This is a genomic window from Micromonospora sp. DT41 (assembly GCF_049841715.1).
Taxonomy (GTDB): domain Bacteria; phylum Actinomycetota; class Actinomycetes; order Mycobacteriales; family Micromonosporaceae; genus Micromonospora; species Micromonospora profundi.
Genome location: NZ_JBNCKU010000021.1, coordinates 52,275 through 65,066, shown reverse-complemented (window position 1 = coordinate 65,066; position 12,792 = coordinate 52,275). Strand labels below are relative to the sequence as shown.

General features: G+C 68.3%; 12 protein-coding genes. 7 read left to right on the top strand and 5 right to left on the bottom strand.

From position 1 onward, the window contains the following. Positions 1-69: 69 nt before the first annotated feature. Together ACLQ23_RS28280 and ACLQ23_RS28275 are read right to left on the bottom strand one after the other, a co-directional pair. Positions 70-357: a hypothetical protein gene (locus ACLQ23_RS28280; protein WP_355593236.1), complete on the bottom strand. Its 288-nt coding sequence runs from the start codon at positions 355-357 to the stop codon at positions 70-72. 70 nt (positions 358-427) lie between these two features. Beyond that, the gene (locus ACLQ23_RS28275; protein WP_355593234.1) at positions 428-1,195 is read right to left on the bottom strand and encodes a hypothetical protein; all 768 of its coding nucleotides are present in this window, start codon (positions 1,193-1,195) and stop codon (positions 428-430) included. A gap of 292 nt (positions 1,196-1,487) precedes the next feature. Here ACLQ23_RS28275 and ACLQ23_RS28270 point away from each other — a divergent pair, with 292 nt between their 5' ends. Next, complete coding sequence (locus tag ACLQ23_RS28270) at positions 1,488-2,576, top strand: hypothetical protein (protein WP_355593232.1); 1,089 nt, start codon at positions 1,488-1,490, stop codon at positions 2,574-2,576. A 323-nt stretch (positions 2,577-2,899) separates the two neighbouring features. Here the strand turns inward: ACLQ23_RS28270 and ACLQ23_RS28265 are convergent, their stop codons facing one another. Then, positions 2,900-3,364, bottom strand: coding sequence for a DIP1984 family protein (locus ACLQ23_RS28265; protein WP_355628152.1), 465 nt, complete (start codon positions 3,362-3,364; stop codon positions 2,900-2,902). A 149-nt stretch (positions 3,365-3,513) separates the two neighbouring features. On the opposite strand from ACLQ23_RS28265, the gene ACLQ23_RS28260 reads away from it, so the two are divergent. Further along, complete coding sequence (locus ACLQ23_RS28260; protein WP_355593228.1) at positions 3,514-3,816, top strand: hypothetical protein; 303 nt, start codon at positions 3,514-3,516, stop codon at positions 3,814-3,816. Positions 3,817-3,895: 79 nt separating this feature from the next. On the opposite strand, the gene ACLQ23_RS28255 is transcribed toward ACLQ23_RS28260, so the two are convergent. After that, the gene (locus tag ACLQ23_RS28255) at positions 3,896-4,633 is read right to left on the bottom strand and encodes a GntR family transcriptional regulator (RefSeq protein ID WP_355593226.1); all 738 of its coding nucleotides are present in this window, start codon (positions 4,631-4,633) and stop codon (positions 3,896-3,898) included. 157 nt (positions 4,634-4,790) lie between these two features. Between ACLQ23_RS28255 and ACLQ23_RS28250 the strand changes: the two genes are divergently transcribed. The 5 genes from ACLQ23_RS28250 to ACLQ23_RS28230 are packed head-to-tail and all read left to right on the top strand — an operon-like array spanning position 4,791 to position 11,469. Next, positions 4,791-5,990 carry a CaiB/BaiF CoA transferase family protein gene (locus ACLQ23_RS28250; protein ID WP_355593224.1) on the top strand — a complete coding sequence of 400 codons (1,200 nt, stop codon included), beginning with the start codon at positions 4,791-4,793 and terminating at the stop codon, positions 5,988-5,990. Between the two features lie 10 nt (positions 5,991-6,000). Further along, positions 6,001-8,076, top strand: coding sequence for a hydantoinase/oxoprolinase family protein (locus tag ACLQ23_RS28245; protein ID WP_355597625.1), 2,076 nt, complete (start codon positions 6,001-6,003; stop codon positions 8,074-8,076). A 2-nt stretch (positions 8,077-8,078) separates the two neighbouring features. Next, positions 8,079-9,950, top strand: a complete 1,872-nt coding sequence (locus ACLQ23_RS28240; protein WP_355597626.1) for a hydantoinase B/oxoprolinase family protein — start codon at positions 8,079-8,081, stop codon at positions 9,948-9,950. Continuing rightward, a complete protein-coding gene (locus ACLQ23_RS28235; protein ID WP_355597628.1) occupies positions 9,947-10,573 on the top strand; it encodes an isochorismatase family protein in 627 nt (208 codons plus the stop codon). The genes ACLQ23_RS28240 and ACLQ23_RS28235 overlap by 4 nt, the downstream gene beginning before the upstream one ends. Continuing rightward, positions 10,570-11,469 carry a hydroxymethylglutaryl-CoA lyase gene (locus ACLQ23_RS28230; protein ID WP_355597630.1) on the top strand — a complete coding sequence of 300 codons (900 nt, stop codon included), beginning with the start codon at positions 10,570-10,572 and terminating at the stop codon, positions 11,467-11,469. The genes ACLQ23_RS28235 and ACLQ23_RS28230 overlap by 4 nt, the downstream gene beginning before the upstream one ends. A 164-nt stretch (positions 11,470-11,633) precedes the next feature. Here ACLQ23_RS28230 and ACLQ23_RS28225 read toward each other — a convergent pair whose 3' ends face one another. After that, positions 11,634-12,791, bottom strand: a complete 1,158-nt coding sequence (locus tag ACLQ23_RS28225; protein WP_355597632.1) for an acyl-CoA dehydrogenase family protein — start codon at positions 12,789-12,791, stop codon at positions 11,634-11,636. Position 12,792: the final 1 nt, after the last annotated feature.

The window sequence follows — 12,792 nt, the reverse complement described above, 5'->3', positions numbered from 1 at the left end:
GCCAGCGAGGCGAAGAACCCACGGCCTCCCTCACTACCGCTGGGCCTGCGCGGCCCGCTCTACTTGAGGTCAAACGTGTAACTCCAGGCGAGGGCTTGCACAGCCTCTTCCCCAATCTCCGTGCGTCTCACGGAATTGGGCGGCAGCCTGCTCTCCCATCGATTTCAGGTCCGGGGCAACATTGCTTGCTTCGGACGAGTAGAACTCGTCCTCCAGCCGGCGGACTTCTGCGAGGACGCCGGGGGCGAGATCAGGACCAAACTCGGCCACGAGCGACGCCTCATCGCGGTCGGGCCACGGCGTTCGTCCCCATCCCGTCCAGACGACGATGGCGCGGGTAATGATCTCGCTGTCCATGGCTATCGTCTCCAGAGGACGCTCGAAGTGCCGGTTTGTGGATTGATCGCAGTGCTGGACCTCCGCCCAGTCAGTAGGCGTGGTCCGGCCAGTGCGGGTCGTCCCATCTGGCCGGACAGGGAATGCCGAGTAGCCTGATCCGGTCCAGCAGGTCTGCGTCGGCGCCGATCATCCGCAGCCGGGCCGGTGCGTGCTGGAGCAGCCACCTGGTGAGCTCCGCGCGAAGGGCCTCCTCCTCGTCGTCCGTCAACGACCAGGTTCGCCACGGCAGATCGTCGCGGAGCAGGTCGTACTCCCATGTTCCGAACGCCTCCGCGAGCCGTTGGTTCGCCACCGGACTGGTCGCCGTTGCCCAGGCACGAAGCCAGCGGTCGAACCCGCCAGAGGCCTCCACCAGCATGGCCAGCACCGAGTACGCCGGAACCTCGGCGTCCTGCTCCGTGAGCACGACGAACCACCAGGCGTCCAGGAAGTCAAGGACCGCCCGCGACCGCCGGCCAGGCCACTGCTGCCAACGGCCGAGTGCGAACATCCGCCCCGCATGATCCATGCTGTCCAGACGCATCACCTCACCGTCGACCAGAGAACGAGCGAGCTGAGGCAGGATCCGGCGCAGCATGGCGGCGGGGAAGTCCCAGTCGCCGGCCGAGTAGGTGCGGCGCAGCAGATCCGGGTCCAACTCGACGTCCGCGGTCTTGAGCAGGGCAAGGTCCTCCGCGCTGCCCCAGTGGCACTCGCAGTTGCTGTCGTTGGGATGGGCGGCCATGCCACGGAAGGTGATGGTGAGATGGGCCAGGGCGGCGTCGAGTCGACGCCGGGCGGGCGTGGATTGCGTCACGGAGATGCACCTTCAGGGACTCCGGCGGCGCGCGGCGGCCGAAGGTTGTGAAGCTACCTGGCCAGACGGCAAGACGCATAGCAATTCAGACGGCAGGGCAAGGATGCGACCGCCTGCCGGCTCGTGCCACCGTTACTGAACCGCACCCCGATGCCGCCGCGGATGGTGCTCATACGCGGTGCCGACGCCGGCCTCCGCCACCACTGCGCTATCCACCTAGACGTACCGCAGCGGCTCAGGCCGATCGAGCTGGCGGACCAGCTTGTTCGATCCGGGCTCCTATACTCGCCCGGTGATCGAGGGATGGTCGGTTGTCCCGGAGCGGGTGGCGGTGGATGCTGCCGGCTCGAACGTCGAGGTCGTGCATGGTGACGGGGTCACCTTCGCGTACGGGGCCGACGCTCTGGTCGTGATCGTTGACGCCGGAGACCGGCCCCACGGCAACGCTGTGGACAATGCGAACACGCTGGTGCTGCGGGAGCCGTTGCCCAGTGCGGCGACTCAGTGGATAAGTTCGAAGAACGAGTTCAATCGGCCGCTTCTGGGCTTTGTCAAGATGGCCGATGGCTGCCTGGCTCTCGGTGAGCTCTACCAAGCCAGGAGCATCTACCGTGGGATGAACCCGTACACGGGGGAACAGGGGTCACTTACGTTCGCTGAACTGACCTGGGGCGAGCGACTTCTCCCCGGACTGCTGGACAGGGTGCGGCCGACACCGACGCTGCCGGTGCCCGGTATCGACTGGCTGGACAATGTGCCGCAGGACCTGACTCGGGCTCTGCGTTCCTTTCTGACCGCTTGGTACGCCGATGTGCCGGTGCCGCCGGCCACACCCCAACACGCGGCTATGACGCTTCCGGCCTCGTTGCTGGCCTTCCACGACATCGCCGCTGGCCGCTCGGAGATCCTCGGCCGGCAGGACTTCATAAAGCCGCTCGACAGAATCGAGTACCTGGACGACGAGCCGCTGGTGGTCTTCGCGGCCGAGAATCAGGGCGTCTGGGTGGCGTTGATCGACCCCACCGACGACGATCCGGTCGTTTGGTACGACGGCGGCCCGGAGCGGCTGCGCGAGCGGGAACGCCTCAGCGGCTTCCTGCTACAGTTCGCCCTCAACGAAGCGGTGAGCACCTCACCGTTCACCGGTTCCGCCACGGTCACCACGGAGGCGCTGGACCGGTTCGTCGAGGATCTGGTTCCTGTCGCGCTGCAGCCGATGCGGGTACCGGGCGACCCGACGCGCCATTGGACAGCTCCCGGCCTGGTCGCCATAGCCGTCGACTATGGCGAGAGCGGCATCTGGCTGAGCATCGGCAGCCGGCAACGCTCAGCCCTGCGACCCCTACGCTCCCGCCTCGAATGGGAACAGTTCAACGGCTAACGTGCGCGCGTCGCCACCCGCCAGTCGGTTGCTCACGATGCGCGGACGGCGGCAGATCAGTACGGGCGTTGAACGTTGTAGCGAAAGAGCTGTACCAGTACGGGTTGCGGAAGTCCCCTGTCCCACCCTCACCGTCGTGGATCTGCACCCGGTAGTGTGCCGTGCCCTGTGCGCCGTCACCTGTGTCCTGTGCTGGGCATGCGATGTATGCCAGGGAGTCGAACCCCTACGCCTGCCCTCGGCGCGCCAGGAGTGAGCCGGAATACCGCCGGCTCCCGGGTCGTGCACGCCTCCACGTCGGCTACCTGCTCCGCAACCTGTCGTCAGTCCAGCAGGTCGACCTCCCAGTTCGTCCGCTGGATCAGGGTGTCGACCTCGCGAAGTTGCCGGGCTAGGTCGTCGGCCTGGCTACGCAGTTGCGCCACCGGCAGGGCCGGAATCATCTTCAGCTCCGACCGCAACTGCCGAAACCCTCGCTGGCCCTCCCCGACAGCGGCATCGGCGGCAGAGGTGACCACGCCGTGCCGCAAGCGAAGCACGTCGCGCCGTGCCAGAGCGTCGGTGAGTGTGCCACCGTCAACCCCGGTGGCGGCGTTGGTGCGGTTGATTCGTCGGATCAGCGCCTCCAGTTCACCGAGCACCTCGCCGACCTCCCCAAGGAGAGCCGCAGCGTCCTCCGCAGGCGTCTCACCCTCCTGGAACCGCGCGCTGGCGACGATGCGGGCACGGAGTTGTTCGGCGCGACGCGCCGCATCTGCGCGCAACGCAAGAGCCTCAGCAAGCTTCATAGGCACCAGTATGACCAACGAAGATCACCGCCACCTCCCAATTACGTTGACCAACAGGACAAGAAGGAACAGGAGATGCAGTAGGGCTCTGGGCTGGGTTGTGTCCAACCCGGATGGGCTGATCGCCGACATGCGTAGCCTGATCGCCAATGCCCGAGCCGGCAGGCCCGACGTCCGCATCCTGGTCGCCACCGTCCCGCAACGCACACCGCTGGACGCGCAACCGGATCTGGGCAGCAAGATCAGCGCGTACAACGCCAAGCTGTCTGCACCCGAACCCGCAGTGCGAACACAAGATCGCCAAGGGGTTCGCCAACGTGCTGTGGAACCAGTTCCAGCTCGGTGCCGCCGGCGCGATGGAGTACCGGCCGGATTCGCCGCCCGAGCGGATCAGCGCCGCCACCGGGGTGATCCGCGCCAGCGCACACCACGGCGACGGCCGACTCGGTTGAGCAGGAGTTCAGCCCGTGCCCTGGACCACGTCGCGTGTGTCGAAGCCCATTCGCGCGATCGCTGAACCCGACCACACGATCAGAGCGGCGGGTGACCTGCGGTTGTGCTGACCTGGTTCGGCAGTTCCGGGCCGGACGCCCGGTCGCCGCCCTCTCGCAGCCGGATGGAATGCCATGCCGCGCGTACGTGGCTGCGCATAACGGACTCCGCCCAGTCGGGGTCGGGCGCGGCCAGGGCCGCCACCAGCTCGTGGTGGTGAGCGAGGCTACGGCGCAGCGCGGCCGGGCTGTAGCGGGAGAAGGTACGCCAGACGAGCGGCATCTGGATCACCGAGGAGACGACACCAGTCAGTCGGCTGTTGTCGGACGCCTCGAGGATCATCCGGTGGAACCGGTTGTTCAGCTCGGTGAGCTCGTCCACATCGGTCGGTCGTCCGTCCGGCGCTACCTCGTCCATCCGGTGGGCCAGCGCGTCGAGCGCGTCCACGTCGATGGTTCCCGTGGTCGCCGCCAGTCGGCAGCCCCACGGCTCGAGCACGGACCGCAGGCTGAAGATTTCGTCGAGATCGTGGATGCTCCACGCCTGGACCTGCACGCCACGGTTGCGTTCGTGGCGGACCAAACCCTCCGCGGTCAGCCGTCTGAGCGCCTCCCGGACGGGCGTCCGACTCACCCCGATCGACTCGGCCAACTCGCCCTCACGGAGCCACGCGCCGGCCGACCGTTGCCCGGACAGGATCTGTTCCCGGATCAGCCGATAGGCATCGTCGGCGGCGTGGCCGTTGTCGGCCTCCCGCAGTGGCGTGTGGTCACTCATGATGCTCGGCACCGTAACAACACGGCGGGTTGTATGCAATCTCCCTGCAGTCCATTGACACCCGAGGAGCCGGGGCCTACTTTCCCAGCACGAGCATGCTGTAACGAGAGACACATAGTCGTGAATTGCATGCAAAGAGACCTTGATTGAGGAGCTTATGAGCACTCCACTGCCGCTTGACGACATCCGGGTGATCGAGCTCGGGCAGCTGCTGGCAGGGCCGTTCTGCGGTCAACTCCTGGGTGACTTCGGCGCCGAGGTGATCAAGGTCGAGGACCCGGGTCAGGGCGACCCCATGCGGCAGTGGGGGCGCGAGAAGCCGTACGGCAAGTCGCTCTGGTGGCCGGTGGTGGCGCGGAACAAGAAGTCCGTGACCGCGAACCTGCGGACCGAGCAGGGTCAGGATCTGGTACGTCAGCTCATCGCGCGGGCCGACGTGTTGATCGAGAACTTTCGGCCCGGCACGTTGGAGCGCTGGGGGTTGGCCCCGGAGCGGCTGTGGGAGATCAACCCCGGCCTGATCGTCACCCGCGTGACCGGCTTCGGGCAGACGGGCCCGTACTCGTCACGTGCCGGATACGGATCGATCGGCGAGGCGATGGGCGGAATTCGGTACGTGACCGGCGACCCCGATCGCCCTCCGGCCCGGGCCGGCGTCTCTCTGGGAGATTCGCTGGCGGCGACGTTCGCCTGCCTGGGCACCCTGGTGGCGCTGCACCAGCGCGGACGTACCGGTCGAGGCCAGGTGGTGGACTCGGCCATCTACGAGGCCGTGCTGGCGATGATGGAGTCCCTCATCCCCGAGTACCAGATCGCCGGCTACCAGCGGGAGCGGACCGGAACGACCCTTCCGAACGTGTCCCCGAGCAACGCCTACCCGACGGCCGACGGCGAGATGGTGCTGATCGCGGCAAACCAGGACACAGTCTTCCGCCGGCTCGCCGAGGCGATGGGGCAGGTGGAGCTGGCCACCGACGAGAAGTACGCCACCCACGGCGCCCGAGGCCAGTGGATGGAGCAGCTGGACGGCCTGGTCGCCAAATGGAGCTCGACGCTCGCGGCCGACGATCTACTCGAACGGCTGCACGCCCAGGGCGTTCCGGCAGGCCGCATCTTCAGGGCCCGGGACATGCTCGAGGACCCGCACTTCGCCTCGCGGGAGGCGATAGTCCGGCTGACCCACCCCGGTCTCGGGGAGTTCGCCATGCACAACGTCGTACCCAAGCTCTCTGACAGCCCGGGCCGGGTCCGGCACGTCGGCCCCGAGCTCGGTGAACACAACGAGGACATCTATCGCGACCTGCTGGGGCTCGGCGACGACGCGATGGCGTCGCTGCGTAATGCCGGCGTCATCTGAGGGAGGAACCATGACCTACCGACTCGGCGTGGACGTAGGCGGAACGTTCACCGACATCCTGCTGATCGACGAGGCGACCGGAAAGACCTACCGGGCCAAGACCTCCTCCACGCCCGAGGACCAGTCCATCGGGGTCCTGCGTGGCATCGAGCGGGCCTGCGAGGCCGCCGGCGTGCGCATGTCGGAGATCACTGAGGTGTTCCACGGCACCACGGTCGCCACGAACGCGATCCTCGAGGGCAAGGGCGCCCGGGTTGGGCTGGTCACCACCGATGGATTCCGGCAGGTGCTCCAGATCGCCCGTTCCTTCGTGCCAGGTGGCCTGGCCGGCTGGATCATCTGGCCGAAGCCGGAGCCGCTGGCGGCGCTGGAGGACACCGTGGAGGTCGTCGGCAGGATCGGCGCCGACGGCGCGGTGGTGACCGAACTCGACGAGGCTGACGTCCGCACGAAGCTGCGCAAGCTCCACGCGCAGGGCATCGAGGCGTTGAGCATCAGCCTGATCAACTCTTACGCCAACCCGCAGCACGAGCGCCGGGTGGCCGAGTTGTCCGCCGAGGAGCTTCCGGGCGTACCGGTGTCGCTGTCGTCCTCGGTGTTGCCGGAGCTTCGCGAGTACGAGCGGACCATCACCACCGTGGCGAACGCGGCCGTGCAGCCGCAGGTGGCGCGCTACGTTGCCAACCTTGAGGCGCAGCTGCGCGAGTCCGGGGTGGACGGCCGGCTCTGCATCCTGCGCAGCGACGGTGGCCTGGTCTCCGCGGCCGTCGCCGCGGACAACCCGGTGAACCTGCTACTGTCCGGCCCTGCCGGCGGGGTTACCGGCGCGACCTGGGTGGCGGAGCAGGCTGGCTACCCGGACTTCCTGACCTTCGACATGGGCGGCACGTCCACCGACGTCGCCCTGGTACAGGGGCTTACGCCGCGGGTGGGTCGGGAGACCACAGTCGGGGACCTCAAGGTCCGCGCCACCTCCGTCGACGTACGAACCGTGGGTGCCGGCGGCGGATCCATCGCCCACGTACCGCCGCTGACTCAGGCGCTCCGGGTAGGGCCGCAGTCGGCCGGTGCCGCACCCGGTCCGGCCGCGTACGCGGCGGGCGGTGAGCAGCCGACGGTGACCGACGCGAACGTGGTGCTCGGCTACCTGCCCACCGATCTGGCCGGTGGCGAGATCACGCTGGACCGTGCGGCGGCACGAGCGGCGGTGAAGTCGATCGCCGACGCCACCGGGTTGGAGTCGGTCGAGGCCGCCGCCGCGGGCATCATCGACATCGTCAACGAGAACATGTTCGGGGCGTTGCGGCTGGTGTCGGTGCAGCAGGGCTTCGACCCGCGCGATTACGCGCTGGTGGCCTTCGGTGGCGCCGGCCCGTTGCACGCCAACGCTCTCGGCAGACTGACCGGGGCCTGGCCGGTGATCATTCCGCCGTCGCCGGGAGTGCTGTGCGCCTACGGCGACGCGACGACCAATCTGCGCGACGAGTCGGTGCGGACGTTGGTGCGCCGCTTCAACGAGATGACCGACGAGAGCCTTCGCGCGGTACTCACCGAACTCGCGAGCAAGGCGTGCTCCACGCTCAGCGAGCAGGGCGTCCCTGAGGAGGAGCAGCACGTCGTCTACTCCGCCGACCTGCGCTACCACGGACAGGGTTTCGAGATCCCGGTGGTGGTGGACGTCGACGCCTTCGACGGGACCGGCGGCGGGCTCGCGGCGCTGCGGTCGGCGTTCGACGCCGATCACCAGCGACTGTTCTCCTTCGTTCTCGATGCCGAACACGAGTTGGTGACCGTCCGGGCCACCGCGCACGGTCCCCGGCCCCAGGTCGCCGCGCCCGAACTTGAGCACGGTGACGCGGACCCGAGCCCCGCCCTGCGGGCCCACCATCGCATCTGGGTCGAGGGCGCCGAGGTGGAAGCGGGAATCTACGACCGGTCCCTGCTGCGAGCGGGCAACGTCGTGCCCGGTCCGGCGATCATCACCGAGATGGACTCCACCACGCTCGTGCTGCCTGGGCACACGGCGGCGGTGCATCCGAGCGGCAGCCTCCTCATCCGCCCCGTCGACACCCACCGGGAGAACTGACCATGGCACGCCTCATCGAGACCGCTACCGGACCACTTCGCTCCGTGGATGTCGACGTGGTCACCATCGACCTGATCGAGAACGGGCTGCGCAACGCCCGCTACGAGATGGACGAGGTGCTCTTCCGGACCGCGCTGTCGCCGGGGATCCGTGAACAGCACGACGAGTTCCCGTTGATCGCCAACCCGGCCGGAAAGATGATGGTGGGACAGTTCGGACTGTCCATCCCCGACTTCCTGGATAACTTCGACGGCGACATCGAGGAGGGCGACGTCCTCCTGACGTCGGACCCGTACTCCTGCGGCGCGGCGATCAGTCACGCGAACGACTGGCTCGTGGTGCTGCCCATCTTCTTCGAGGGCCGGATCGTGGGCTGGGCGGCGATGTTCGGGCACATGTCCGACGTCGGCGGCAAGACGCCGGCGTCGATGCCGACGGATGCCCGCACCATCTTCGAGGAGGGCGTGGTGATCCCGCCCTTCAAGCTGTACAAGAAGGGAGAGCTGGCCGAGGACGCTCTGCGGATCATCCTCAACCAGGTGCGGAAGCCCGACTGGAACCGTGCCGACCTCAACGGGATCGTCGCGGCGTGCCGGACGGCTTCCCGGCGGGTCCAGGAGATGTGCGCCCGGTTCGGGGTGGACACCTACAACTCCGCGCTCGACCAACTCCTGGACCGCAACTACCGGGCGATGAAGACCCTGCTCGCAGCGGTCTTCAGAGAAGGCGAGACGCTGTCGTTCACCGACTACATCTGCGACGACGGCCTCGGCTACGGCCCCTACGAGCTCAGGCTCAGTCTGACCCGTACCGGTGAGAAGGTGCTGCTGGACTTCACCGGCAGCAGCCCGCAGGCGCAGGGCCCGATCAACTACTACATCAACGAGAACCTCGTCCGAATGTTCTTCGGGATCTACATGATCACCGTGGCCGATCCGCAGATCCTCTGGAACGACGGCTTCTATCCGCTGGTCGACGTCACGATCCCCGACGACTCGTTCTGGAAGCCCGCGTACCCGGCCGCCCTCAACGCGCGCAACCACGGCATCGGTCGCGTCTTCGACCTGTTCGGTGGCCTGCTCGGTCAGACGAACCCCGGGCTGCTCAACGCCGCCGGCTTCTCATCGTCGCCGCACTTCATGTATTCGGGCACCTACGGGCCCGGTGAGCGCAAGGGCGAGTGGTTCCAGCTGTACTCGATCGGATTCGGCGGGATTCCCGGCCGGCCGCTGGGGGACGGCCCGGACGGCCACTCACTGTGGCCGTCGTTCGTCAACATCCCGTGCGAGTACCTGGAGTCCTACTACCCCCTGCGGATCGAACGCTGGGAGACCATCGCGGACACCGGTGGCGCCGGGCTCCACCGCGGCGGGAACGGCGTCGACGTGGCGTACCGGTTCCTGGAGGCCGGCACGATCGCGATCCACGACGACCGCTGGCTCACGTACCCGTGGGGGGTCAACGGCGGCGAGCCCGGCGCCCGCGGCCGCAAGTGGCTCGAACGTGCCGACGGCGGCACCGAGATCCTGGGCAGCAAGGTCCACGACGTCCCCGTGGCGCCCGGGGACGTGCTGCACTTCGTCACCTGGGGTGGTGGCGGATGGGGTGACCCGCTCGCCCGCGATCCGGAACTCGTCGGCCTCGAGGTCCGCCGGGGCCTGGTCACCCCCGAAGGCGCCCGCCGCTTCGGCGTCGTCTGCGACGAGGCCGGCACCGTCGACGTCGCGGCCACCGAGGGGGTACGGGCCGAGCTGCGCCACGGACGCCCGGACCCGCTGCCCACGTTCGACATGGGGCCGCCGATGGAGACCATCCTGGAGCGGTGCCTGGAGGAGACCGGTCTTCCTGCTCCTCGCCCGCCTGTCGCCCGATGACCCACGTGTCGGACAGCGGCGACGACGGATTCGGGGGCACGCTCCCGCCCGGTGCCCGTCCCGCCGTGCTCGTCATCGACCTGATGCGGGCCTACTTCGACCCGGCCAGCCCACTGTGCCTGCCGTCCGCGGACTGCCTGCGGTCGGCTGGCCGGGTCATCGCCTCGGCCCGCGACCACCGGGTTCCCGTGCTGCACACCCGAGTCGCGTACGGGCCCGGCGGGGTCGACGGAGGCCTGTTCGTCCGGAAGGTCACCGCCCTTCGGCAACTCTTCTCCGGCGGCGGCGCGATGGGTGAGCTAATGCCGCAGGTCTCCCCCGCCGAGGATGAACTGGTGCTGGTCAAGCAGTACGCCAGCGCCTTCTTCGGCACGTCGCTGGCGTCCACTCTGCGCGCGGAGCGCATCGACACCGTCGTGCTGGTCGGCGTGAGCACGAGCGGTTGCATCCGCGCCACCGCGGTGGACGCGATCCAGCACGGTCTCGTCCCGCTGGTGGTTTCCGAAGCGGTAGCGGACCGCGCCACCGGTCCGCACGAGGCGAGCCTGTATGACCTGCAAGCCAAGTACGCCGAGGTGATCAGCGAGGCCAGGGCCGTCGCGTACCTGTCGGAGGAGCGATGACAACCATGATCGACATCGTCGAGGTCTCGCCCCGCGACGGCCTGCAGAACGAGGCGACGCTGCTCACCACCGGCGACAAGGTAGAACTCGTCGAGCGGGCGGTACGCGCGGGAGCCCGGCGAGTGGAGGTGACCAGCTTCGTCAACCCCGCCCGCGTTCCTCAGATGGCGGATGCGGACGAGTTGATGGCCGCGCTCCCCCGCCACGACGGCGTCCGGTACGCGGGCCTGGTGATGAACCGCCGCGGCCTGGACCGGGCTCTGGCCGCGGGCGTCGACGAGATCAACGTCGTCGTCGTGGCCACGGACACCTTCTGCGGCCGCAACCAGGGCATGACCACCGCCCACGCCTGTGACACGGCCGCAGTACTTGTGCAGGCGGCTCGCGAGGCAGGGGTGTTCACGACGGTGACCGTGGGTGCCTCGTTCGGATGCCCGTTCGAAGGCGAGGTCCCGCCGAACCAGCTGCGGGAGGTACTCACCCGGGTGCGGGATACAGGTCCGGACGAACTGGCCCTCGCCGACACCATCGGAGTGGCCGTACCCTCCGACGTCACCGAACGGCTGACGCTCGCTCGGGAGATCACGCAATCCCGGACACCGCTGCGGCTGCACCTGCACGACACCCGACACACCGGCGTGGCCAACGCGGTCGCGGCAGTCCAAGCGGGCGTCACCACCCTCGACGCCAGCATCGGCGGAACAGGCGGTTGCCCGTTCGCACCGGCGGCGACCGGAAACGTCGCCACCGAGGATCTCGTCTACCTCTTCGACCGCTTGGGGCGGCCCACCGGCCTGAATTTGGAGGAACTCACCTCGGCCGTCTCCTGGCTGGAACGGAGACTCGGCAAGCAACTCCCCGGCGCTCTGCTCCGGGCGGGCGGTTTTCCCACCTGAGCCCGACCTGGACGCCGGAGAGTCTGCCCGGCACATGGCTCGCTGGCCGTCGGCTTCGACCAGCTGAAGCTTCCCTGCCGCGAAGTCGACGATGAGCCCGTCGGTGCCCCGCCCCGCGGCTTTCTCATGTCTGTCCGAAACGTCCAGTGAGGATCAGGGGCATATCAGACGGTCACCTCGCCGCGTACGAGCGCCTTCGCGACGACGGTCCGGAGGATGTCGTTCGTGCCCTCGCCGATGCTCATCAGGATCGAGTCCCGGTAGAGGCGTTCGACCTCGAACTCGGTGGAGTAGCCGTAGCCGCCGTGCACCTTCATCGCGTCGATCGCGGCCTCCAGGGCGACCTCCGAGCAGAACACCTTGGCCATCCCGGTCTGCCCGTCGGCGCGACCGCGCCGGACCGCGTCGGCAGCCCAGTACGCCATCAGGCGGGCGGCCTGGAGCTGGATCGCGATGGTGGCGAGCTTGAGCTGGATCGCCTGGAACTCGGCGATGGGCTTGCCGAACGCCTTGCGCTGCCGGGCGTAGGCCAGCGCCTCGTCGTGGGCGCGCTGCGCGATGCCGACCGACCGGGCGGCGATGTTGACCCGGCCCCACTCCAGGGCGGACAACGCCTGCTTGAGGCCGACGCCCTCGACGCCGCCGAGCAACCGGCCCTTCGGTACCCGCACGTTGTCGAGGAGGATCTCGCAGGACTCGGTGCCCTTGTAGCCGAGCTTCGGGATGTCCCGCAGGACCTGGAAGCCGTCCAGCGTCGCGTCGACGAGCAGCACGCTCATGCCGGTGTGCGTGGGCGTGGCGTGCGGGTCGGTCTTGACCAGCACCGGCAGGGGGTCGGCGTACCGCGCGTTGGTGATCCACATTTTGGTGCCGTTGACGACGTAGTGGTCGCCGTCGAGGCGGGCGGTGGTGCGGATGCCCTGCAGGTCGGTGCCGGCGTCCGGCTCGGTGAGGCCGATGCCGGTCCGCCGGGCGCCGGTGGCGAGGTCGGGCAGGTATGCCTGCTTCTGCTCCTCGGTGCCGTGCACGGCGATCATCCGGCAGGCCAGGGAGTGGCTGCCGAGGATGCCGGCGATGCCCATCCAGCCGCGAGCGAGTTCCTCGAACACCAGCGCGAACGAGACCGGGTCGAGGTCGAGGCCGCCGTACTGTTCCGGCACGGTGATGCCGAACAGCCCCATCTCGGCCATCCCCCGCACGATCTCCGTCGGGTACCGCCCGGTTTGCTCCCACTCGCGCGCGACCGGGATGATCTCCCGGTCGACGAACGTGCGGAGCAGGGCACGGAAGTCCTGTTGCTCCTCGGTGAGCGTGAAGTCCATG